This window comes from Herbidospora sp. NBRC 101105 (genome assembly GCF_030269205.1).
GTDB classification, from domain to species: domain Bacteria; phylum Actinomycetota; class Actinomycetes; order Streptosporangiales; family Streptosporangiaceae; genus Herbidospora; species Herbidospora solisilvae.
Map to the genome: position 1 here is coordinate 306914 of NZ_BSSX01000006.1, position 23154 is coordinate 330067.

The 23154-nt window shown below is 73.5% G+C and carries 20 protein-coding genes; 7 read left to right on the plus strand and 13 right to left on the minus strand.

Annotated elements, in window-relative coordinates:
- Positions 1-1038 carry a nitronate monooxygenase gene (locus QSK34_RS25200; RefSeq protein WP_285587268.1) on the minus strand — a complete coding sequence of 346 codons (1038 nt, stop codon included), beginning with the start codon at positions 1036-1038 and terminating at the stop codon, positions 1-3.
- Between the two features lie 109 nt (positions 1039-1147).
- On the opposite strand from QSK34_RS25200, the gene QSK34_RS25205 reads away from it, so the two are divergent.
- The gene (locus QSK34_RS25205; RefSeq protein ID WP_285587269.1) at positions 1148-1990 is read left to right on the plus strand and encodes a LysR family transcriptional regulator; all 843 of its coding nucleotides are present in this window, start codon (positions 1148-1150) and stop codon (positions 1988-1990) included.
- A gap of 4 nt (positions 1991-1994) precedes the next feature.
- Here the strand turns inward: QSK34_RS25205 and QSK34_RS25210 are convergent, their stop codons facing one another.
- A complete protein-coding gene (locus tag QSK34_RS25210; RefSeq protein ID WP_285587270.1) occupies positions 1995-2654 on the minus strand; it encodes a response regulator in 660 nt (219 codons plus the stop codon).
- The gene (locus QSK34_RS25215) at positions 2651-3697 is read right to left on the minus strand and encodes a sensor histidine kinase (protein ID WP_285587271.1); all 1047 of its coding nucleotides are present in this window, start codon (positions 3695-3697) and stop codon (positions 2651-2653) included. Before QSK34_RS25215 ends, QSK34_RS25210 begins: the two co-directional genes overlap by 4 nt.
- A gap of 101 nt (positions 3698-3798) precedes the next feature.
- Here QSK34_RS25215 and QSK34_RS25220 point away from each other — a divergent pair, with 101 nt between their 5' ends.
- Positions 3799-4635, plus strand: coding sequence for an alpha/beta hydrolase (locus QSK34_RS25220; protein WP_285587272.1), 837 nt, complete (start codon positions 3799-3801; stop codon positions 4633-4635).
- Positions 4628-5635 carry an acyltransferase family protein gene (locus QSK34_RS25225; RefSeq protein WP_285587273.1) on the plus strand — a complete coding sequence of 336 codons (1008 nt, stop codon included), beginning with the start codon at positions 4628-4630 and terminating at the stop codon, positions 5633-5635. Before QSK34_RS25220 ends, QSK34_RS25225 begins: the two co-directional genes overlap by 8 nt.
- On the opposite strand, the gene QSK34_RS25230 is transcribed toward QSK34_RS25225, so the two are convergent.
- The 3 genes from QSK34_RS25230 to QSK34_RS25240 form a co-directional block, all read right to left on the minus strand.
- Complete coding sequence (locus tag QSK34_RS25230; protein ID WP_285587274.1) at positions 5609-7066, minus strand: FAD-dependent oxidoreductase; 1458 nt, start codon at positions 7064-7066, stop codon at positions 5609-5611. The two genes, QSK34_RS25225 and QSK34_RS25230, sit on opposite strands and share 27 nt — an antisense overlap.
- A gap of 179 nt (positions 7067-7245) precedes the next feature.
- On the minus strand, positions 7246-8256 hold the full coding sequence (locus QSK34_RS25235; protein WP_285587275.1) for a DUF4331 family protein: 1011 nt from the start codon (positions 8254-8256) through the stop codon (positions 7246-7248).
- 146 nt (positions 8257-8402) lie between these two features.
- Entirely contained in the window at positions 8403-9275 is an 873-nt protein-coding gene (locus QSK34_RS25240; protein ID WP_285587276.1) for a helix-turn-helix transcriptional regulator, read from the minus strand.
- Positions 9276-9361: 86 nt separating this feature from the next.
- Between QSK34_RS25240 and QSK34_RS25245 the strand changes: the two genes are divergently transcribed.
- Both QSK34_RS25245 and QSK34_RS25250 read left to right on the plus strand, forming a co-directional pair.
- Complete coding sequence (locus QSK34_RS25245; RefSeq protein WP_285587277.1) at positions 9362-9487, plus strand: hypothetical protein; 126 nt, start codon at positions 9362-9364, stop codon at positions 9485-9487.
- Positions 9484-10299: a patatin-like phospholipase family protein gene (locus tag QSK34_RS25250; RefSeq protein WP_285587279.1), complete on the plus strand. Its 816-nt coding sequence runs from the start codon at positions 9484-9486 to the stop codon at positions 10297-10299. Before QSK34_RS25245 ends, QSK34_RS25250 begins: the two co-directional genes overlap by 4 nt.
- A 116-nt stretch (positions 10300-10415) precedes the next feature.
- Here the strand turns inward: QSK34_RS25250 and QSK34_RS25255 are convergent, their stop codons facing one another.
- From QSK34_RS25255 to QSK34_RS25265, 3 genes are all read right to left on the minus strand, one after another.
- On the minus strand, positions 10416-11246 hold the full coding sequence (locus tag QSK34_RS25255) for an aldo/keto reductase (protein ID WP_285587280.1): 831 nt from the start codon (positions 11244-11246) through the stop codon (positions 10416-10418).
- A 377-nt stretch (positions 11247-11623) separates the two neighbouring features.
- A complete protein-coding gene (locus QSK34_RS25260; RefSeq protein WP_285587282.1) occupies positions 11624-12217 on the minus strand; it encodes a hypothetical protein in 594 nt (197 codons plus the stop codon).
- A gap of 1123 nt (positions 12218-13340) precedes the next feature.
- A complete protein-coding gene (locus QSK34_RS25265; protein ID WP_285587283.1) occupies positions 13341-14624 on the minus strand; it encodes a HEAT repeat domain-containing protein in 1284 nt (427 codons plus the stop codon).
- Between the two features lie 78 nt (positions 14625-14702).
- On the opposite strand from QSK34_RS25265, the gene QSK34_RS25270 reads away from it, so the two are divergent.
- Positions 14703-16943: a S8 family serine peptidase gene (locus QSK34_RS25270; RefSeq protein WP_285587284.1), complete on the plus strand. Its 2241-nt coding sequence runs from the start codon at positions 14703-14705 to the stop codon at positions 16941-16943.
- Between the two features lie 43 nt (positions 16944-16986).
- Here the strand turns inward: QSK34_RS25270 and QSK34_RS25275 are convergent, their stop codons facing one another.
- Positions 16987-18612 (minus strand): carboxylesterase/lipase family protein, encoded by a 1626-nt coding sequence (locus QSK34_RS25275; protein WP_285587285.1) that lies wholly within the window; start codon positions 18610-18612, stop codon positions 16987-16989.
- Positions 18613-18759: 147 nt separating this feature from the next.
- Here QSK34_RS25275 and QSK34_RS25280 point away from each other — a divergent pair, with 147 nt between their 5' ends.
- Entirely contained in the window at positions 18760-19722 is a 963-nt protein-coding gene (locus QSK34_RS25280; protein ID WP_285587286.1) for a TetR/AcrR family transcriptional regulator C-terminal domain-containing protein, read from the plus strand.
- A 139-nt stretch (positions 19723-19861) separates the two neighbouring features.
- Here the strand turns inward: QSK34_RS25280 and QSK34_RS25285 are convergent, their stop codons facing one another.
- The 3 genes from QSK34_RS25285 to QSK34_RS25295 are packed head-to-tail and all read right to left on the minus strand — an operon-like array spanning position 19862 to position 23150.
- Positions 19862-21232, minus strand: coding sequence for an aldehyde dehydrogenase family protein (locus QSK34_RS25285; RefSeq protein WP_285587287.1), 1371 nt, complete (start codon positions 21230-21232; stop codon positions 19862-19864).
- Positions 21229-22131, minus strand: coding sequence for a BadF/BadG/BcrA/BcrD ATPase family protein (locus tag QSK34_RS25290; RefSeq protein WP_285587288.1), 903 nt, complete (start codon positions 22129-22131; stop codon positions 21229-21231). The genes QSK34_RS25285 and QSK34_RS25290 overlap by 4 nt, the downstream gene beginning before the upstream one ends.
- The gene (locus tag QSK34_RS25295; protein WP_285587289.1) at positions 22128-23150 is read right to left on the minus strand and encodes an SIS domain-containing protein; all 1023 of its coding nucleotides are present in this window, start codon (positions 23148-23150) and stop codon (positions 22128-22130) included. The genes QSK34_RS25290 and QSK34_RS25295 overlap by 4 nt, the downstream gene beginning before the upstream one ends.
- Positions 23151-23154: the final 4 nt, after the last annotated feature.

A 23154-nucleotide genomic window follows, 5' to 3' on the forward strand; every position in this document is an offset into this window, starting at 1 on the left:
TCACAACCACAGGCGCCGGGTGAGGCCGGTCAGGATCCTGGTGGCGGGCTCGGCCGGGGCGTTGTGGTAGCCGGTGCCGGCCCAGAGGTTGATCCGCTCGGGGTCGCCCGCGGCGGCGGCCGCCTTGCGGATCGGGCTGGTCAGATGGTGGAGGGCCGGGTAGCCCGCCGGGGCATCGGCGGTGTACCGGTCGGTGAACGTGTTGCGCAGGCCGCGCGCCGGGCGGCCGGTGAACGCGCGGGTGACCACCGTGCACCTGCGGCGGGGGTCGGCGAGCGCCTCCCGGTGCGGGGCCGACGCGCCGCTCTCGTCGGAGCGCAGCAGCACGGTGCCGACGCTCACCGCGTCGGCGCCCGCGGCCAGCGCCGCGCCGACGGCGGTCGGGGTCGCGATGCCGCCCGCCGCGATCAGCGGCAGCCGCACGGCCGCCCCGACCTCGCCGAGCAGCTGGGGCAGGGGGACGTCCGGCGGGATCCGCTCCGGGGTGAGCGTGCCCGAGTGGCCTCCGGCGGCGGACGCCTGGACCGCCAGGACGTCGACGCCCCGGTCGGCGGCGGCCCGCGCCTCCTCGGCCGAGGTGACGGTCTGCACGACGAGGGAGCCCGCGGCCCGCAGCGCCGCGACGGTCGCGGCGTCGGGCAGGCCGAAGGTGAAGCTCACCACCGGGACCGGGTCGGCCAGCAGCAGGTCGATCTTGTCCGCCCAGTGGTCGTCGTCCTCGGTCGGCCCGATGCCGCCGACGTCGACGCCGAAGCGGTCGGCCTCGGCGCGCAGCAGGTCGGCGTACTGGCGGTAGCGCCGGGGGTCGACCGGCACGGGGTTGGGGGCGAAGAGGTTCACCCCGAAGGGCACACCCGCCGCGCGTACCCGGCCGATCTGCTCGGCCAGCGCGGCCGGGGTCTGGTATCCCGCGGGGACGAACCCGAGGCCGCCCGCCTCCGCCGCCGCGATCACCAGCGCCGGCGTGCTGCCCCCGCCGGCCATGGGAGCCGCCAGGACGGGGGAGGTCAGGCCCAGGCCGGTGAGCGAACTGTGCACGATCGGTCCTTTCGTCGACATCGGCGGACGAGGCACACCTCTTTCGACGCTAGGCCGACCTCAGGGGTGTCCGGAAATGCCTATTGTCGTGCATCTATGCTTGTTGGTCATGGATGTGGAGCTCCGGCACCTGAGGGCGTTCGCCACAGTGGCCCGGCTCGGCTCCTTCACCGGGGCGGCCGAGGAGCTGGCGATCACCCAGCCCGCGCTGAGCCGGACCGTCCGCCAGTTGGAGGACACGCTCCAGGTGCGGCTGCTCGACCGTACCTCCCGGCACGTCGAGCTCACGAACGAGGGCCGGGAGTTCCTGGACGACGTCGAGCGGGTGCTCGGCGACCTCGACCGCGCGGTGGCCGCGGCCCGGCGGCAGAGCCGCCTGCGGCTGGGGTTCAGCTGGCTGCTGCCCGATCCGTGGGCTCAGGACCTGGTCGGCAGGTTCGAGGCGGCGACCTCGAGCACGGTCGTGATGGTCCGCGCCGACGACACGATCGCGGCCCTGGAGCACGGCGCCGTCGACGTCGCGCTCGTGCGGGGCGAACCGAAGACGGCGGCGGGGGAGCTGCGGGTGGTGCACCTCTTCGACGAGACGCGGGTGGCCGTCTGCGCCCTGAACTCGCCCCTGGCCACGCGCGAGCACGTCGACTGGGCGGAGATCCCCGACTGGCCCCTGGTCGTCAACGTCCTGAGCGGGACGACCGGGCCGTGGTCGTGGCCCGACCGTCGGCCGTGCGCCGTCGTCGAGACCGGGAACTTCGACGAGTGGATCGAGTCGGTCGCGGCCGGGCGCGGCATCGGGGTGGTGCCGGAGGTCGCCCGGCGGCGCTCCGTCCATCCCGCGGTCACGTTCGTGCCGGTGCGGAACGCCCCGCCGATCCCCGTCTCGCTGGCCTTCGTGCCGGGCCGGCAGGAGCGGCTGGTACGCAGGTTCGTCGAGGCCGCGCTCCAGGCGTGACGGCTCACGGCACCAGGCCCGTCTCGTAGGCGATGATGACGAGCTGCACCCGGTCGCGGGCGGCCAGCTTCACCAGCAGGCGGGTCACGTGGGCCTTGACCGTCGCCGGGCTGATGAACAACTCCGCGGCGATCTCGGCGTTCGACCGGCCGCGCCCGATCAGCGTGAGGACCTCCCGCTCGCGATCGGTGATCCCGGTCAGTGCGCGCGGCTCCGGGCGGGTGTTCGGGCGGGGACCCGGCCGGGCGGCGAAGGCGGCGATCAACCGGCGGGTCACCCCGGGCGCGATCAGGGCGTCCCCGGCCGCGACCACCCGCACCGCGCTCAGGATGTCGTCGAGCGCCATGTCCTTCACCAGGAAGCCGGCGGCCCCGGCGCGGAGGGCGCCGTAGACGTTCTCGTCGTCGTCGAAGGTCGTCAGCACCACCACCCGTGTGCTCCCGCCCGCCTCGGTGATCCGCCGGGTCGCCTCGATGCCGTCCATGCCGGGCATGCGGATGTCCATCACGACCACGTCGGGGCCGAGCTCCCGGGTGAGGCGGACCGCTTCGGCGCCCGTGCCGGCCTCGCCGGCGACCTCCAGGCCCGGCGCGTCGGCGATCACCATGCGGAGCGCGGTCCGGATCAGCGGCTGGTCGTCGGCCAGCAGCACGCGCACGCTCACCGCGCCTCCACCGGCAGCCGGGCCGCCACCCGGAACCCGCCCCCGGGCGCGGGACCGGCGGCGAACTCGCCGCCCAGCAGCGCGGCCCGCTCCCGCATGCCGGCCAGCCCGAACCCCGGCGTGACCGGCCCCCGGCCGCCCCGCCCGCCGTCGACGATCTCGACGGCCACCTCGGTCTCCCGGTAGTCGATCGTCACCGTGCACGAGCCGGTCGCGGCGTGCCTGGCCACGTTGGTGACGGCCTCCTGGATGATCCGGTACGCCGCCGTGTCGACCTCCGGCGGCAGGTCCCGCCGCCCGCCGAGCTCCCGGATCTCCACGCTCAGCCCGGCCCCGCCGAGCCGCGACAGGTCGGCCAGCCCGCCGGCGGGGGCCGGGTCGCCGTCGCGCAGCGCGACCAGCATGCGGCGCAGCCCCGTGAGCACCTCCCGCCCGGCCGTCTCGATCTCGCCGAGCGCCCGGGCCGCCTCGTCGGGGCGGGTCCCGATCACCCGCCGCGCGGCCCCGGCCTGGAAGGCGATGACGCCGATGGAGTGGGCGACCGTGTCGTGGAGCTCGCGGGAGATGCGCAGGCGCTCGTCGGTGACGGCCTTGGCGGCGGTCCAGCTCACCCGGGCCGCGCCGTGCTCCCTGGCCTGCCCGACGGCCCGGCCGAGCAGCCACGCGATCACGGCGAACAGCACCAGCACGGAGTAGACGGGCGGGGCGGAGACCAGACAGAGGATCTCCACGGCGGCCGTGGCCGCCAGCGCGATCGAGGAGACGCGCGGGGTCGCGGTGGCGGCGATCCGGTAGAGGCCGAAGGCGACCACCGCGAACTGGGCGAACGGCAGGATCCCGATCGAGAGCCACCCACCGGCCGGAAGCGTGGCCAGCAGGAGGCCGAGCCCGGCCAGGGGCAGCCGGTCGAGCAGCGAGCCGCCCGCCACGACCAGCACGGTCGTGACCGCCATCACGGCCAGGTCGCGACCGCTCGGGGAGCCGCCCCGCGACAGGACCATGACGAGCACGCCGACCGCCCACGGCGGAACCGTCCACCACATGAGGCGATCGTAGGTTCGCCGACGGTGCGAGGGGATCGGACCGTGGTCGTACACCTTCGCTCCGATGTGTCCCTCCGCCGGGCTCCGGCATCGTCCCCGGCATGAGACGTGTGTTGTGGTCCCTCGTGCTCGCCGCGTCGGTCGCGGTGCCGGTCGCCGGCCAGGGCGTCGCCGCGCCGCCGGAGACCCCGGTCGCGTTCGGCCCGGCGCAGTACACCCTGACCAGGGAGGCGATCGGCCGCGCCGCCCGGCTCGCCGCCGAACGCGGGGACACGACCAGGGCCGCGTCGCTGCGCGCGATGGCCGAGCCGTCGCGCACCTTCCTGGCCTTCGACGGCCGTGACGGCGGCACGGCGGTCGAGGTCGTCGGCACGCTCCCCGCCCGGACCGTGGCGGTCGTCGTCCCGGGCGCGGGCACCACCCTCGACGCCTACGGCCGTCTCCGCGGCGGCACGACCCGCCTGCGGGCCGCGCTCGGGCCCGGTTCGGCGGTCGTCGCCTGGCTCGGCTACCCGGCCCCCCGCCTGCTCAGCCTCGCCTCGGTGACCACCGCTCGGGCCGACGCGGCGGCCCCGCGCCTGCGCGGCTTCGTCACCCGGCTCGCCGCGGCGTACCCGGGCGCGCGGATCTCCCTGCTCTGCCACTCCTACGGCGCCGTCGTGTGCGCCCGCGCCGCGCCGGGCCTACCGGTCGAGAATCTGGTCCTGTACGGCGCCGCGGGCGTCCCGGCCCCGTCGGCCGCCGCCCTGGGAGGCCGGGCCGTCTGGGCCGGCCGGGGGAGCGGCGACTGGATCGGCGACGTGCCGGCCGTGTTCGGCCCCGATCCCACGGCCCCCGGCTTCGGCGCGCGGCGGTTCGACGCCGGGGACGCCGGCCACGGCGACTACCTGTCGGGCCGGTCGCTGGCGAGCATCGCGCGGATCGTGGCCCATGCGTGACCGGGGCGTCGACGCGCTGCGTGCCCTCGCCGTCGCCGGGGTGGTCTGCGGCCACTGGCTCGTCACCGCGCTCGTCGCCGACAGCGGCACGATCAGGGTGACGAGCCCGCTGAAGCACCTGCCCGAGCTGGCCCCGGCGTCCTGGCTCCTCCAGACGATGGCGCTGTTCTTCCTGGTCGGCGGCATGGTCGCGGCCCGGAGCACGACCCCGCCGCGGCTGCGCCTGATCCGGCTGCTGCGCCCGCTGCCCGCGCTCGCCGGGGTGTGGGCCGTGGTGGTGGTCGTCCTGCTGGCGTGCGGCGCCGACCCCGCGACGGTCGCGGCACTGGCCAAGCTGGTGTGGTCGCCGCTCTGGTTCCTGCCCGTGTACGCCGCCCTGATCGCCGCGACGCCGCTGGTCGCCCGCCTGCACCCCGGCTGGCCGGTGGCCGTGGTCGCGGCCGTCGACCTGGCCCGGTTCGGCTTCGACGCGCCGGGATGGGTGGGCTGGATCAACGTGGGGGCGGCCTGGCTGGTGCCCTTCTGCGTGGGCTTGTCCTGGCGGCGGTTCGACGGGCGGACGTTGCTGGTGGCCGGGGCCGTCGCGACCGGCGTCCTGATCACGGTGGGGGGCTATCCGGCGGCCATGGTCGGCGTGCCGGGAGCGGCGGTGTCGAACCAGTCGCCGCCGACGCTGGCGGCGGTGACGTTCGGGCTCGCCCAGACGGGCGCGGCCCTGCTGCTGCTCGGCCCGCTGCGGAGGCTGATGCGCCGCCCGGCCCTGTGGGGAGTGGTGGCGGCGGTGAACGTGGCGGCGATGACCGTCTACGTGTGGCACCAGACGGCGCTCGTCGTGGTGACGGCGCTCGCGCTGCCCGCCGGGCCGCTGGCCGGGCTGCACACCGTGCCGGGGGATCCCGGCTGGGTGGCGGCCCGGCTGGGCTGGTTGCCGCTGTTCGCGCTCGCCCTCGTCGTGGGCTTGCGCCGCAGAAATCTACTTTGTAAAGGCGTCGGACCGTGACAGGCCCTCACCGAACCAGCGGGTCAGGTGGCCCTCCAGGTCCCGCTGGTCGTCGCCGATCCAGGCCACGTGGCCGTCCGGGCGCAGCAGCACGGCTGGGACGTCCAGCTCGGCCGTCGGGTCCGCCAGGTGGTCGACCCGGTCCGACCAGCCGCCGGTGGTCAGGCGTTCGGTGCGGTCGAGGAGCAGGCCCCGGCCGTGCCGCAGCAGGCCGTAGAGGTTGCCGTGCTTGACGGCGATGTCGGGCAGGCGGCGGCCGAGCAGGTCGGGGCCCGCGCCGAAGTCGTAGCGGATGTCGATGGCGGTGATCTTCTCGATGAGGCGGCGGTTGACCGCGTCGATGTCCATGAGTTCGGTGAGCAGCCTGCGCACGGCCCGGGGGCCGGGTTCGGCGGCGGAGAGTTCCATCTGGGCGCGGGTGTTGTCGAGGACGGCGGCGGCGACGGGGTGGCGTTCGGCGTGGTAGGTGTCGAGGAGGTCCGCGAGGGCCCGTCCGCGGATGTGGGCGGCGAGTTTCCAGCCGAGGTTGACGGCGTCCTGGACGCCGAGGTTGAGGCCCTGTCCGCCGATGGGCGGGTGGATGTGCGCGGCGTCGCCGGCGAGGAGGACGCGTCCGAGGCGGTAGTGGTCGGCGAGGCGGGTGGCGTCGCCGAAGCGGGAGAGCCAGCGGGGGGAGTGCACGCCGAAGTCGGTTCCGATGAGGGCGCGGAGCCGCCCCCGGACGTCGTCGATGGTGGGGGGCTGGCTGCGGTCGGCGACGTCGGCGGCGGGGACGACGACGGTGTAGAGGCCGGGGCCGGCGGGGCGGAGCCAGAGGCGTTGGTGGTGGTCGCCGAGCCGGGCCATGACGGCGGCGATCTCTTCGGGGGGTGTGCCGGTTTCGACCTCGGTCATGAGGGTGTCGTTGCGTGAGGGTTCGCCGGGGAAGGCGACGCCGAGGAGTTTGCGGACGGTGCTGTGGGCGCCGTCGCAGCCGACGAGGTAACGGGCGCGGAGTCGTTCTCCGTGGGCGAGTTCGACGGTGACGCCGTCGTCGTCCTGGCGGAGGCCGGTGACGGGGTGGCCGTGCCGGATGTCGGCGCCGTGTCCGGTGGCGTGGTCGGCGAGGATGCGGTTGATGACCGGCAGGGGGATGCCGACCATGTAGGCGTAGGGCGTGCCGAGGTCGTCCGGCGCGGGTTTGGGGATGGCGGCGAAGAACCCGGCGGCGGGGCGTCGTCTGCCGTGTTCGAGGACGCGGTCGAGGAGTCCGCGCATGGCCATGAGTTCGAGGGTGCGGATGTGGAGTCCGACGACGCGGGAGGCGGGCGCGGGCTCGGTGTCCTTGTCGAGGACGATGACGTGGATGTCGTGGAGGCGGAGTTCGGCGGCGAGCATGGCGCCGGTGGGTCCGCAGCCGGCGATGACGACGTCGGCGTCTGGGTGGGGCATTGGTGTCGCCTTTCGGGAGTGCCGTGGTGGCGGCGCTCCCGGCGGCGTTTCGTCAGCCGCCCGGCCGTGACGGGATGGGGAGCACCCATGGTGTTCTCGCGTTCATGGGTCTCACCTCCTGTGGTGGGGTCACGGTCGACGGCACGTTACAAGGGCGGGTTTCCGCTCGTCCACTCCTTTTAGGTCATGTGCGGGTCGCCGAGGTAGGGGAACCGGTCGAGGGTGTCGGTGTGCGGGCTGAGCCCGGTGGGCGGCGCCTCGTTCTTGGTGAGGAAGGCGACGCGGATGTCGATGACGTCCTCGGTGAAGGTCCGGCCGTTGGGATAGAAGGCGGGTTTGGCCGGGTCGAAGTGGAGGACGTCGGGCAGGATGCCGTGGTCGTCGAGCGCGGCGCGGGCCTCTTCGGGGCTGTAGCCGCCGGTGTGCCCGAGGAGGTGGACGAACTGGTCGGTCCAGCGGTCGCGGTCGTTGACGGGCTCGCCGGCGTTGTACTCCTCCTTGGTGTCGTCGGTGTTGAAGAAGCTGCTGACGGAAGGGTGTCCGGCGCGGTCGGCGTGGACGAGCCGGCCGTCGCGGCGGACGCTGCAGCGGCCCCAGATGCGGAGTGTGGGATTGGGTCGCAGGGCGGCGGTGGGCAGTTCGACGGCCATGGAGAAGACGTTGGCGGTGGTGTTGGAGTCGACGCCCGTCCATGGTGATCGGTCGCCGAGGTGGGGGGCGGTGAAGTTGCGGTTGCCGCTGGTGTCGAAGAGGTTCTTGATCCCGTCGAAGTCGAAGAAGAAGGCGTCGCTGCGGCTGCCCGCGGCGACGGTGTAGGCGCCGCTGTCGATGACGTTGGCGTGGGGGCCGAAGGAGACGGCGGCGTCGGTGACGATCTCGGTGCCGGCCGGTTCGGGGTCGCGGGCGTCGTCGCCGGTGGCCATGTAGAGGGTGTAGGTCTGGGAGCCGTCGGGTGCGGGCGGGCTGTAGACCCAGCTGAAGGCGATGTCGGTGAGCAGGTCGCCGTCGTTGTCGATGTTGATGCGGTAGACGGCGTCGGGGTGGAGCGCGTCGGCGTTGGGGTTGGCGTTGAGGATGACGACGGTGCGGCTCGGATCGTTGGGCGCGGTGAAGGCGTAGAGGTCGCAGAGGTCGAGGCGCTGGTCGCCGAGGGGCGGGCCGAGGCTGAGGCCGGTGAAGTGGTTGGACATGTTTCCGCAGGTTAAGCGGCAGATGGTCGGTTGGCGTGTCGCCTCGCGGTGTCTTGCCCAAGGCCGGGCGACGGCGTCGGGGAAGCATGACGGCGGCGCAGCCACGACCGTCGTCAGGGCGCTCCACGACCCCGGAAGAGCCCTGGTCAGGAACCGGAGCTGAGCCGGAACGCCGTCGGAGTCCGGCCCGTGTGCCGGCGGAAGAACTTCGTGAACACCGTCGCCTCGGGGAACCCCAGCCGCAACCCGATCACGCCGGCGGGCAGGTCGGTGTGGACGAGCAGGCGCTTGGCCTCCAGCAGCACGCGGTCGTCGATGTAGCCCTTGGCCCCGACGCCCGCCCCCGCCCGGCTGGCCCTGGTCAGGGTGCGCACGCTGTAGCCGAGCCCGGCGGCGTAGTCCTCCACGCGGTGGCTGCGGGTGAAGTCACGCTCGACGGCCGACCGGAAGCGCAGGAACGCCTCCCCTCCCGCGACCGGCCCGCCGTCGGCGCCGTGTACGTCCGCCAGACGCACCACGAGCGCGGCAAGCAGGTGCCGCAGCACCGCCACGTGGCCGTCCCGGCCGTCCCAGGCCGTGTACTCGTGTTCCAGCAGGTCGAGCAGCCGCCGCAGGCTGCCGCGCTCTGCGTCCGCCGGAACCGAGGCCGGCCGCCACACGCCGAGGTCCGCGCCGGCCCGCTCGGCCGTGGCCCGGTCGAGGAAACCGGGCAGGAACAGCACGATCCGCCCTTCGGCGTCCAGCGGGGAGTCGTACCGCTGGACCTGTCCCGGCCGCACCCACAACCAGTCGCCGGGGCCCAGCACGTGGTCGGCGAAGTCGAGCGAACACCGCAGCGTCCCCGACCGCAACGCGATCAGCACGTGGAAGCCGGGGCGCCTGAGCGAGTAGGGGTCGACGCCGTGCCCGTGCGCCCTGGCCAGCAGCCCGGGGAAGTCGAGCACCTCCACGCCCGGCGGCACGCCCACCCCGGCGCGGTAGGGCAGCGTGACGATCGGAGCGTGTCCGGTTCTGACCATCGGCTGTCTCCAACCCTCCAGCTACCAGGCGACGAACCACCCTAACGTCGACGACGGCAGACCGAAAATGGCGAGGAGTGGTGATCGTGCGGCTGATCGTCGGCATCACCGGGGCGACGGGCGCGGTGTTCGGCGGCCGCCTGCTCCGGATGGCGGCCGAGATGCCCTGGATCCCGCTCGACCTCGGCCCGGAAAGGGACCAGGATTCATGAACCGAACCTCGCTGGTGCTGGGAGGCGGCGGGCCGGTCGGCGCGTCGTGGACCGCGACGCTGCTGACCGAGCTGATCTCCGCCGGGGTGCCGCTGGCCGAAGCCCAGGTGGTGCTGGGCACCTCGGCCGGAGCGGTCGTGGGCTCCTGGTTGACGATGTCTCCCGGAGGGCTGACCGAGGTCCCCGGCAGGATGCGCGAACGGGCCGCCTGGCACGCCAGAGCCGCCCAGACCGGACAGGGCGACCGGACGCTGCTGCGGCGCATGGCCGCCACCCAGGACCCGCAGGCCGTCGGCCGGGCCGCGCTCGCCGCGCTGCCGCCGATCACTGCCGAGCAGGCGGAGAAGTCGTGGCAGTCCGCCCTGCCCGAGGGCCCGTGGCCCGGCCGCCTCGGCGTCGTCGCCGTCGACGCGAACACGGGAACCGCACGCCGCTGGACGGCCCACGACGGCATCCCGCTGCCCGTCGCGGTGGCGTGTTCCACCGCCGCCCCCGGCGTCGCGCCCCCGGTCGTGGTCGGCGGCTCCGTGTGGGTGGACGGGGGCGTCCGGTCGGGCACCAACGCCGACCTGCTCGCCGGTGACGCCCCCGGCCGGGTGCTGGTCGTGGCTCCCCTCAGGTCCCCGGCCCTCGCGCGTGAGGAGGCGATCCTCACCGGACACGGCCACGACGTCCGTCTCGTCGTCTCCGACCGCGTCATCACCAGACCCGCCGACGCGCTCGACCCGAACCTCATCGACGCCGCGCTCGCGGCGGGCACGAAGCAGGCGGCCGAACTCGCCGGTGAGCTGGCGCGGTGGTGGCGGAACTGACGCGTCAGCCGGAGTCCCGTCTCCAAGGCCGACAATCGACGTGCTCGGGATCGCGATGGGTGAGTCGCATCTGATGCGCCGAGCGGAATGCCTGGCGGCTCGCGGCGCGGGTCAAGCTACCACCACTTGTGTTCCTGCGCCTTGGCGGTGCCGTGGGTGCGGTCCAGGGCGTCGAGGCGGGCCATCGCCTCGTCGGACAGTTCGATGTCGAAGATGCGCAGGTTCTGCTCGATCCGCTCGCGGTGGACCGACTTCGGGATCACCGGGATGCGCTTCTGCACGGCCCAGCGGAGCAGGACCTGGGCGGGCGTCCATCCCGTCTCGTCGGCGATGGCCTTGACGGTTTCGTCGCCGAGGAGACGCCCCGTGCCCAGCGGGCTGTAGGCCTCCAGGACGACGCCGGCGCGCTCGCACGCCTCCCACAGCTCGCGCCGGAAGGTGACGGGGCTGAAGCTGACCTGGTTCACCGTGGGCGGCCGGTCGGCGATCGCGGTCACCTCGGCCAGCTCGGCCACGTCGAAGTTCGAAACCCCGATCGAGCGGGTGTAACCCAGCTCCGCCGCGCGTTCCATGCCCGGCCACGCCCGGGTGGGGCCGCCCTGCGGCCAGTGGACCAGGTAGAGGTCGACATAGTCGGTGCCAAGCCGGCGCAGGCTCTGCTCAGCGGCGCGCACCGGATCAGAGCCACCCGGATGGAACTTGGTCGTGATGAACACCTCCGCGCGGTCCAGTCCGCTCTCCCGCAGCGCTTTCCCGACGCTCGCCTCATTCCCGTACGCCTGAGCCGTGTCGATGTGGCGATAACCCGCATCGAGCGCCCATCGGACGGCGTCGACGCAGGCCCGCCCGTCGGGGACCTGCCACACCCCCAGCCCCACCAGCGGCAGGCTGCCGCCGTCCGCCAACGTCCTGGTCGTTCCGTCCTGCGGCCTCGCGTCATTCGTCATGCGGCCCAGCCTGGCACCCTTGCGCCGGCGACGCATCCACCGCCCCCGAGCGGCGGAGGTGAGCTCATGGCGCATCCGCGCCAGGAACGGACCGAGCCGCCGACAGGGCCCGGATCCGGCGGATCATCGGGACGCCTCTGCGGCAGGCCGAGCAGACGCAGACGGCCCGGATTCCAGCCGCGGTCGTCCTGCGGCTGCTCGCGCCGGACGAGGACGACGGTGCTCCGTTCGGCGCCGCCGAGAAGTCGGCGCCACAACGTGGTGCTCCGATTCATGAAGCCGGGTGAAGTGCAGCGGGCATTACGGTCCGACGCCTTCTCTGCCCTGAGATCGAGAGGTCACCCGCGCCTATCCCGGCTCAAGACCGGATCTCGTCGCTATCGGCCTTTCAGGACGGCCAGCCAGAGTTCTGCCTCCTCCCGGAGCCTGGAGTCCTTGAGGTGGGGCGAGACCGTGGGCAGGGCGGCCAGAACCCGTTCCGTGTCGGTGAGGTCCGAATAGGGTGAATCGCCGCGGAGGGGATACTTGCCCTCGCCTGGAGCGGGAGCGTTCGCATCGTCGTCGTCCTGGCGTCTCCGGATCTCGGCGAGGGTGGCCTGGCGAGACAGTGGCAGTCGTGCCAGCGCCCATTCGACCGCGCGGTCCGGTGTGAGGATGTCCGGCACGCCCACCGGCGGCGGCAGGTAGTCGCGGACGATGCTCGCGAAGCGGAGCAGCCAGTAGGCCCTTTCGGCAGGGGTGATGTCTCTGACCTTCACCCCTGGATCGACGACGGCCGCGGCACGCGCGAGAACCGCTCCCCTCTCCGTGGGGCTCAACCCGTAGAAGGGGATCGCCATCGTCTCCAGCGACTCCAGCACCCCCCACCAGGAATAGAGGGACATGCCTTTGGGATAACGGTCGGCCACCCAGCCGGAGATCTGGTCGACGGGAATCGTCTCCAGCTCGCGAGGGTCGGAATCCATGCTCATCCATGCCCCCCATAAGCCGTCGTATCCGCCACGACCTGCGCGATCACCGCTTTATGGCGAGAGGCGGCGCAGGCCGCGCGGGGCATCCTGCCCGGCAACGATTGTGCAGGCGGGTCGGACGGCACCGGTCCGCTGGGCGCGACCACGGCCACCCGGTCGCCCGGCCGCGGTTTCGGGGTCATGTCATGTGACATTATTCTCGAATCAGGCGTCTCACCTGGCGGAACGCCTCCTTTCCCGGCTCGTGTTTCCGGTTTATGAACGGCGTGACAACGCGTCGCACCGGAAGGAAGCACATGTCGCGATTATCGAGGATTCTGCTGTGCGTGGCCGTCGCCCTGGGCGTCGTCCAGGTCGCCGCGCCCGCCGCGCAGGCCGCCGTCCCCAACCGCTGGGGGTACGCCTACGTGAACGTCCCGTCCGGAGTCCCCAGCCTTGCCCACCAGGCTGGAAGCTGGACGGCGGGCTTCAACGTCAGCGTGACCCCGGGCGTGCCCGGGGAGACGATCGTCCGGTTCCCGCAGCTCGCCGGGCCCGGCGGGGTCGTGCACGTCACGGCCGTCCACGACGGGCCGGTCGTCTGCCAGGCCGCCAAGTGGATGCCGGTCGGGCCGGACATGATCGTGTTCGTGCGGTGCCACCAGTTCGGCGGCAGCCCGCTCACGGTGCCGTTCACGGTCACCTACTCCGAGAGCACCGGCGTCATGGGCGGCCCGGCCACGGCGGCGTTCGGGTACGTCCACTACAACTCCGGCATCGTCACCCAGTACAACTCGGCCGGCGCGGGCAACATCGTCGCCGTGCTCGGCGTCGGCTGGTACAAGGTCACGCTGCCGGGGCTCGGCTCTGCGGCCCCGGCGGGCAACCTGCAGGTGACGGCGGTGAACGACCTGGCGCCGGCCCGGTGCAAGGTGTCCATGTGGGCGCCGGGGGCCGGGGCGCAGCAGGCCGAGGTGCGCTGCTTCAACGCGGCCAACACGCCGCAGAACTCCGGTTTCTCGCTCACCTACCAGCGGGAGCGCAACATCAACGGGCGGTGGGTGCCGCCGAAGGCGTTCGCGTACACCTTCGACCACACCCCGTCGAACCCGGGTCCGTACGCGCCCACGCCGGTGGGGGTCAACTACAACTCGCAGGGCGCGGTCAACACCGTGCAGAGCTCCGGGGTGGGGCTGCGCATGATCACCTTCCCGAAGGTCGGATATCCGATCGACCACGTGCAGGTGACGGCGTTCGGCAACTCGCCGGAGTACTGCAACCTGCAGATGCCGTGGAACACCTTCGGCGGGATCGCCACGGTGCGCAACGTGGTCTGCTGGAACGCCACGACGAGGCTCGACCGGGCCTCGTTCGTGTCGTACACCTCGACGGCGTGACCTAGGGGGCGGGGCGAGCCGGGCTCGTCCCGCCCTCCGAACGCCGTCGACCCGTCGAGGTGGGCGGCCATGAGATCGGCGTCGGGGGCGTCCTCGCGCCGGGCGTGCGCGGCGAGGATCGCCAGGGCGCGCGCCGGATCGTCCAGGCCGCCACGCACCCGCGCAGCGCGGTGAGCAGGCCGGGCACGCGCCTGCGGGTGAGCGTGTCGCCCGGCCCGCAGGCGCTGGTCGGGGGAGGCGAGCAGGGCGAGGCGGACGGCGTCGCCGCCGGGTCCGTCCAGGCCGAGCAGCACGGTTCGGGCCACGTCGGCGGGGTCGTCGGCGGCGAAGGTGCTGTGCGGAAGCGCGACGGGCCCAGCGGCGAGCCCCGCGAGGATCGGAGCGGGGCCGATCGGGCGGCCGGGGAGCGCTTTGGCCAGGGCGAGCGCCGCGTACATCGCGTGGTGGACGTCGGCGCCGTCCGCCTGCTCGCGGAGGAAGAGCAGGGTCTCGGGCAGTACCGCCGCCGAGAGGCGCTTGGCGAGGTGGCCCAGGGCGAGCAGCGTGTCGGTCCGGACCGACACGTCGGGGTCGGGCCATTCGGCGAGCAGCGCGCGGGCTACCTCGTCGGGGTCGTCGACGTCGTCGCCGAGTGTCCGGATCGCCGCCGTGCGGACGGCCGGGTTCCCGTCGGCGAGCAGGGCGAGCAGGCCCGGGCGGGCCCGCGTCCAGGCCCGGGGCCACTCGAGGGCCAGCCAGCGGGGAGCGACCTCCGCCGCCGTGCCCGCCAGGAGCACGATGATCTCCAGCACCGCCGGACGGCAAACGACGCGCGGCGACCCCGCGGCCTCCACGAGGAACGGCAGGATCGCCGGGGCGGCCGTGCAGACGAAATCGCCCTGGTGGAAGAGCTCGTTGAGGAGCTCGTCGGCCGCGGCGAACGCCTCTTCTTCGACGAGCAGGGAGCGCACGAGGGCGGGCACGTCGCAGTCGCCTCTGTGGGCGTAGGTGAGCTCGCCCCACGGGATGTCGTCGAGGCCGTCGAAGATCACCTCAGGATGATATATTACGGATTGATTCTGGCAGATTTGCGCAATCTTGTTAGTGAATTGCATGTATATGCTGCCGACATGATGATCACACCTGTTCGAGGCCGCCGGCCCCGGAAGACCGCGTACCTGCTGTTACTCGGTCTGCTGGGCTGGACGGTCACGACCGGCCCGGCGGACGCCGAACCGGCCCCCTCGCCGAAGATCGCGGCCGAGGTCCGGGCGGAGGCGGCGGACGGAGGCGAGACCTCCTTCTGGGTCCGGTTCGCGCGAAAGGCCGATCTCAGCGCCGCGACCGGACCCGTGGACGTCATCGACGCCCGCAAGGCCGTCGCCACCTCCTCCCAGAAGGACGTCCTGGCGTTGGCGGAGGCCGCCGGCGCCGACCACACCGCGTTCTGGATCTCCAACACCGTCCTGGTCACGGGCGACCGGGCCCTCATCGACCGGATCGCCGCCCGCCCCGAGGTGACCGCGATCGAGCCCGACGAGCCGATCGAGCTGCACACCGCCGTCGCCCGGCGGGCCGGGGCCATGGCGGGCGTCGAGTGGAACGTCGAGAAGATCCGCGCCGACGACGTCTGGAGCGGCTACGGCACCAAGGGCGAGGGCATCGTCGTCGCCGGCATCGACACCGGCGTGCAGTGGAACCACCCCGCGCTGGTCGGCTCCTACCGGGGCGGCGCGGCCGGGAACCACGACTACAACTGGTACAACCCGGAGGGCGGCTGCCCGTCGGCCGCGCCGTGCGACGTCAACGGGCACGGCACCCACACGATGGGCACCATGGTCGGCGACGACGGCGTCAACCAGGTCGGCGTCGCGCCGGGCGTGAAGTGGATCGCCGCCAAGGCCTGCCCGTCGACCACCTGCACCGCCGCCTCGCTGCTGCTGGCCGGGCAGTGGATGCTCGCGCCGACCGACGCCTCGGGCGACAACCCCCGGCCCGACCTGGCGCCCGACGTGATCAACAACTCATGGGGCGGCATGGGCTACTCGGAGTGGTACTCCGACGTCGTCCACTCGTGGACGCAGGCCGGCATCTTCCCCGCGTTCTCCATCGGCAACGACGGCCCCGGGTGCGAGACCGGCAGTTCGCCCGGCGCCCAACTCGGCGCGTACGCGACCGGCGCGTTCGACGCGAACGACGTCATCGCGCCCTTCTCCAGCCGGGGGTCGGGCATGTCGTGGTTCAAGCCCGACCTCGCCGCGCCCGGCGTCGACGTGCGCTCCTCGGTGCCCGGCGGCGGCTACGGCGTGGCCAGCGGCACGTCGATGGCCTCCCCGCACACGGCGGCCACGGTCGCGCTCATCTGGTCGGAGGTGCCCAGGCTGCGCGGCATGGTCGACCTGACCCGGACCGTCCTGAACGACAGCGCGGTGCCGATGCCCGACACCTCGTGCGCCTCGGCCGGCGACGTGAACGCCGCCTGGGGCAACGGGAAGCTGGACGCGTACGCGGCGGTCCAGCTCGCGCTGGCAAATCCGGTCGCGCCGGGCACGGAGCTGCCGCTGGCCGTGGGCTACAACGTGGGCCTGCCCGGCACACCCGACCACTGGGGCTACATGACGGTCGACGGCGACCCGGCGACGTACTGGGAGGTGCCCTCCGACCGGGTGTTCGCCAACATCAACCTGGCCTTCACCGGCGGGCGGCGCACCTTCGACAAGGTGACCGTCACCCTCCCGGCGGGCGAACCGGCCCGCACGCTGCGGTTCGCGGTCCGCGCCGCCTACGAGGGGTTCAGCGACTACTCCACCGTCGTCCCCGAGGCGGACCACTCCTTCAACCCCGCCACTGGCAACAAGGTGACCGTCACCCTGCCGCCCGTCCACGGGTGCTGCGTGGCGCTCCAGTTCCCGGCCGGCCCGTGGTCGCCCACGCTCAAGATCGCCGAGATCGAGGCGTTCTCGGCCACCGGCAAGAACGCCGCCCAGGGCCGCCCGGTCACCGCCTCCCACGTGCAGGGCTACGTGCCCGGCAACGCCGTCGACGGCAACACCGCGACGTACTGGGAGAGCGGCAACAACGCCTTTCCGCAGACCTACACCGTCGACCTGGGCGCACCGGTCAAGATCCACCAGGCCGAGCTGACCCTGCCGCCGGGCTGGCCGGCCCGTACCCAGACGATCGCCGTCTCGGGCGGCAACGACGGGAGCACCTTCGTCCCGATCGTCGCCTCCCGCGCCTACACGTTCGGCGCGTCACCGGTGACGGTCGGGTTCAACATGACGAACGTCCGGTACGTGCGCCTGACGTTCACCGGCAACACGGCCTGGCCGGCCGCCCAGCTCTCCGAACTGCGCCTGCTCGCGTCCTGACTCCGGGGGCCCGCCCGTGCCGCGGCGGGCGGGCCTCAGGCGATCAGCTCGTCAGGGAGCGCCAGAAGCCGAGGTGGTGGGCGCGGGCGAAGTCGGTGCGCCCGACGCCCTCCGGCCCGGTGGCCAGGCGCTGCACGTGCCCCGCCCGGGTGTCGAACCGCGGCCAGGACGGCAGCCCGCGGCGGTTGGGGTCGCCGTCGTGCGCGAAGCTCGTCCAGTAGCCGACCATGGTGTCGGAGAGGTCCTCCTGCGCGGCCGTGGGAGGCTGCGCGTAGCCGACGTCGAACAGGTAGGGCAGCTCGGCCGTGTGGTAGGCCCCGGTCGCGAAGGTCACCCGGGCCGCCTCGGTGAAGAAGGGGGCGTCCCGGTCGGCGAACTCGTACATGTAGGTCGGGACGTACCGGCTGAGGGCGCGCGCCGTGTCCAGGATCGGCAGGGCGTACTGGACGTCGGTCATGGCGGCCGACAGCGCTTCGGACGGGGTGTCGTGGTCGTCCAGCGGGTAGCGGGCGAGGACCTTGCCGGCGTCCGCGCCGAAGGCGGCCCTGATCTGCTCCCGGTACTGGTCGGCGGTGAGAGCGCAGGGACGCTTGCGGCCGGGCGCGCACAGCATGTGGGTGCGCTCCATGCCCCACACGTGGGCGCGGTACTCGTCACGGGTGGCGCCGATGAGGACGGGCACCCGGTGGAACCGCCCCGTCGCCACCGCCTCGGCGGGGTCGACCGGGAGCACGGGGCCGCCGGCCACCGGCCCGGGTTCCCAGGCGGACTCGCCCGGGAAGCCGGCGGCCTCGATCAGCTTCCGGGCCGGCAGTTCGCGCATGCACGCGGCCACACCGGCCGGGTCCTCGTCACACCCGGTCCTTTCCACGAGGGCCTCGGCACCCGCCCCCGCTTCCTCGCGGGTGCGCAGAGTTGTGGCGCAGGAGTTGCTCTGCAGGACCGCTCGGTGGAACAGTCCCTTGGACCCCGGCGCCGCGAGATGGGCGCAGACGCTGGTCGCACCGGCCGACTGCCCGGCGAGCGTCACGTTGCCCGGGTCGCCGCCGAACGCCGCCGCGTTGGCCCGCACCCAGCGCAGCGCGGCCTGCTGGTCCTCGATGCCGAGGTTCCCGGGAGCGGCGGGTGACCGCTCCAGGCCGGGATGGGTCAGGAACCCCAGCGGGCCCAGGCGGTAGTTCACCGTGACCACCACGACGTCGCCCTCCACGGCCATCGTGCGGCCGCCCCAGGTGTCCCCCTGCCCGAGGAAGAAGTGCCCGCCGTGGAGCCACACCACCACCGGCTTCAGCGGCCCGTCCGGATGCCGCGCCGGGGTGGTGACGTTCAGGTAGAGGCAGTCCTCGGCGTCGCTGGGCCGGTCCATCGGCAGCCCCAGCGGCTGGGCACACCCGCGAGCGGGCTTTCTGGCGTCACGCACGCCCTGCCACGGTTCCATCGGCTGCGGTGACCGCCAGCGCAGCGTCCTGTCCACCGGTTCGGCGTAGGGAATGCCCCGGAAGGAGCGGTGGTCGGCGGCGACCGTGCCCCGCACCGCACCCTGGGCCGTGCGGACCACGGCCGGATCGCCGCCCCGGTCCGTCGTGCCCGCCGCCGCGCCCGAGGGGATGGACGCCAGCCCGGCCACGATCGCGCCGACACCCGCCCAGTACCGCTTCGTGTTGCCCATCCGTGCCTCCTGCGTCGTGTGAACCTGGTACGCGCTCGGCCGCCAGCTTGCTGGCCACATGAGAATGCGGCCAAGAAGGGCACTAGTGCACCGCACGCGGGTTAGGCTGCACGGCGTTCCGGTGCACTAGGACGGTCGGGAGATCTCGTGGTGAACGACGGCGGCGCGGTACGGGAGCACGCGGAGCCCGCGTCCGCGCGGATCACCGCGGAGCTGCGCCGCCGGATCATCACCGGCGTGCTCGCACCCGGCGACCGTGTCCCGTCCACCCGGCAGATCGTCCGGGAATGGGGCGTCGCGATGGCCACCGCCTCCAAGGTGCTCGCCGCGCTGCGGAACGAGGGCCTGGTCGAACCCGTGCCCGGCGTCGGCACGGTGGTCACGCCCGGTCGACCGCGCCGGACGGCCCGCCCGGAGGAGCGCCGGATCGCCGGACGGAGCGACGCCGACGTCTTCACCGAGCGCATCGTGCGCACCGCCACCACGATCGCCGACGCCGAAGGCCTGGCCGCCGCGACGATGCGTCGCATCGCCACCGGCCTCGACGTGGCGACGATGGCGCTCTATCGCCGCGTCCGCGGCAAGAACCATCTCGTGACGCTGATGGCCGACGCCGCGTTCGCCGAAGACCGGCTACCGGCCCGGCCGGGCGGCGACTGGCGCGCCCAGCTGGAACTGGTGTGCCGCGTCCAGTGGGCGATGTACCGGCGGCATCCGTGGCTGGCCCACGTGGTGTCGCTGACGCGGCCGCTGCTGGCGCCGAACGCGATCGCGCACACCGAATGGACGATGCGCGCGGTCTCCGATCAGGGACTCGACCCGCTCACGATGATCCACGTCGCCGCCACGGTGGCCGGATTCGTCCGGGGCACGGCCGTCAGCCTGGAGCGGGAGGCCGAGGCCGAGCAGGACACCGGCCTGACCGACGACGAGTGGCTGCGCACCCAGGGGAACGCGCTGGCCGTGGCCATGCGCGCCGGATCCTTCCCGTTCATGGCCGGGCTGCTGGCCCGGGACGACGTGGACCTGTCCCTCGACACCCTCTTCGAGTTCGGGCTCCAGCGCATGCTCGACGGCATCGCACCGCTCTGCTCCGGCAGGCGCCGATGAGGTGGTGCGTGCTCCACCACCAGTGGGCGGCGGGCAGGCCGGCCGCTCGCGCCACCTGGGCCGGCCACCCTCGGTGGCCTGCTGGTTCGCCTCTCTTGAGCAGGGCGGGGGAAGACCGGCCGGTCTTCCCCCGACGGGGTCAGTAGGGGTAGTGGACGGGCAGGTCGGTCGTGGTCAGCCAGCGCCGGGTGGTGAACTCCTCCAGGTTGTCGTCGCCGCCCGATCGGCCGCCCAGGCCCGACTGGCCGATCCCGCCGAACGGGACGCCCGCCTCGTCCTGCGGGGTGGCGTCGTTGACGTGGACCATGCCGCCGCGCAGCCGGCGGGCCACCGACAGGCCGCGCCGCAGGTCGGCCGTCACGACCGAGTTGACCAGGCCGTATTCGGTGTCGTTGACGACCCGGATCGCCTCCTCCTCGTCGGCCACGACCAGCACGGGCGCGACCGGGGCGAAGATCTCCTCGCGCCAGAGCCGCATGCCCGTGTCGACCGAGGTGACCACGGCGGGCCGGAAGAACGGGGGCTCGCCCGGCCCGCCGGTGAGCACCGACGCGCCGCCCGCCACGGCCTCCGACAGCATCTCCGCCGCGCGGGTGAACTGGCGCTCGTTGATCATCGGGCCGAGGCCGACCGCCTCGGTGAACGGGTCGCCGACCTTGATGGCCGCCGCCCGCCGCGTCAGCTCGGCGACGTAGGCCTCGGCGATGCCGGCCTGGACGATGTGGCGTCCGGCCGTGATGCAGGTCTGCCCCTGGTAGTGGAAGCTCGACCAGGCGCCGATCATCGCGGCCTGCTCCAGGTCGGCGTCGTCCAGCACGACCAGGGCGTTGTTGCCGCCCAGTTCCAGCGACACCTTCTTCAGCAGGCCGCCCGCCTGGGCGGCGATGGCACGGCCGACCGTGGTGGAGCCGGTGAAGTGCACCATCGCGGTGTCCGGGTGGGTGACCAGGCGTTCGCCCACCTCCGGGCCGCCCTGCACGATCTGGAGCACGTCGCCGTCGAACAGGTCGGCGAACAACGAGCCGCCGCTCAGCGGGGTCTCCGGCGACGGCTTGAGCACGACCGTGTTGCCCAGGGCGAGCGCCGGCGCGACCACCCGCATGCCCAGGACCAGCGGGAAGTTCCACGGCGTGATCGCGGCGACCACGCCGAGGGGGAGGCGTTCGGCCAGGCTGAAGCGGCCCGCGTGGTTGGAGGGCAGCACCTCGCCGACGGGCCGGGCGGCCAGCGCTGCGGCGGCGTGCAGCTCGCCGACGGCGGCGCCGATCTCGTAGTCGGCCTTGCCGGGGATGCACCCCGTCTCGCGCACGATCAGGTCGCGCACCTCCGCCGCCCTGGCCTCCAGCCGGGCGGCGGCCGTGCGCAGCGCGGCGGCGCGGTCGGTGTAGGGGAGCGCGGCCCAGGCGGGCTGGGCGGCGGCGGCGCGGCCGACCGCGGCGTCGACGTCGGAGACCGTCGACTCGGTCACCGCACCGAGCGTCTCGCCGGTCGATTTGTCCCTTGAATTCATGTCTGCTCCTCAGGTTGGAGACGCCGGGCGAGCGCGACCGCGCCGGTGACAGGGGGTTCGCTCAGCAGATGGACGGTCAGCTCCGGATGGTCCCGGGTGACCGCGTCGCGGAAGGCCGAGAACAGGTCGGGCTGGCCCGTCATGACCCCGCCCGCCGCGACGACGTCGGTGCCGCCCGCGCCCCGGGCGGCCAGCACGCCGACCAGGTGGGCCAGGCTCTCCGCGCCCGCCCGGATGACGGCGCGCGCGTCGGCCGAACCCCGGGCGGCGGCGGCGAAGACGGCCGGGGCCTTCGGCGCCCAGTGCTCGGCCGTCGGGACGTCGTTGACGCTGCGGGCCAGCCCGACCGCGTCGGGCACCCCGAACGCCTCGATCAGCAGCGCCAGCAGCACGTCGCCGCCGTCGCCGGTGTCGTTCCTGGTCAGCGCGGCCCGCACGGCCTCGCGGACGAGGGCGGGCGCGCTGCCCTCGTCGCCGATGACCCAGCCCCAGCCGCCGGCGAACATCAGCCCGCCGCCGGGCCGGACCGCCACGGCGATCGAGCCGGTGCCGGCGATGACGCCGATGCCCGAGGTCAGCCCGGCCGCCGGGACCAGCAGCGCGGCGTCGTTGGTGACCTCGGCCGGGACCCCGGCCGCCGCCGACAACGCGTGCGACAGTTCGGCGCAGTGGTGCTCGTCGTCGCACCCCTGCGCGCCCACGGCGACCGCCGCCAGCACGGTCCCCGCCGGGCGGTGCCGCTCGACCAGGCCGGCGATCCACCGGGCCGCCTGGTCGACGGGCGTGGCCGACCACGTGTCGGTCGGGTCGACCACGTCGGCCAGCACCCGGCCCCCGGGGGTCTCGAACCGCAGGTGGGTCTTGGTGCCGCCGATGTCCAGACCGGCCAGTACCGTCACAGCGCGGCTCCGACCTTCGTGTCGGCGTTGTCGAACACGAACTCCTCGATGTCGACGCCGGCGTCCTCGGCCGTCCGGGCGACGAGCGCCTGGAGCACGAACGCCTCCAGCACCGCCCGCTGGTTCGGCGACACGCCGGGCAGCCGGACCACCTGGAGCGAGGGTCCGGGCTCGACGTCGGCGGAGGTCACCAGGATCACCGGGTGGTTCGCGGCGGCCAGCGTGCGGGCCAGGCTCAGCTCGCGGTCGTCGCCGAACAGCACGTGCACGGTGTCGCCCGCCGACTCCATCGCGCCGTGCAGGTACTGGCGGGTGCTCATCGCGGCGGCCGGCAGCCGGACCGTCTCGCGGAACAGCAGCGCCCCGGCCTCGGCCGACCCGGCCGACGGCCCGCCGCCCACGAAGTCACCGGCCCGCGAGGCGGCGAACGGCGCCGCCAGCTCCCCGGCCCGTGCGGCCAGGCCGCTCTCCAGGGCGTCGAGGTGGCCGGGCAGCAGTGACCACGTCGGGTCGACGGTCCCGCCGTCCCACACTTCGGCGATCATTCCGAGGGCGACGACGGTCGCGGTGTAGCCGATCGTCGAGGCGTAGCTGTCGGGGATGCCGCCCAGCGACACGCCGCGCCCGGCCAGGTCGGCGATCGGCGAGGGGGCGGCGTTGGTGACCGCGTACCGCAGATCGGGGTCGACGGTGCCGAGCACGGCCAGCGTCTCGCTGCTGCGCCCGCTCTGCGACACCGCGACCAGCGGGTGCCCGCTGCGCGGGAACGGCAGCGGGTGGTCGCCCGCGCTCAGCCGCCAGGAGTGCACGCCCCGGCTGCGCAGCGTCCAGACCGGCGCGCAGGCGGCGGCGTGGCTGGCCCCGATGGCGACGAAGATCGGGCCGTCTCCCCGGAACCAGCCCTCGGCCTGCCGGACCGTGACGTCCCTGCTCAGCCGCTCGATCGCGGTCCGCAGCGCGGCGACCTGACCGGCCCGCGCGGACGCGAAGGAGATGTGGCCTTCTTTCGGCGTTGACATGCTT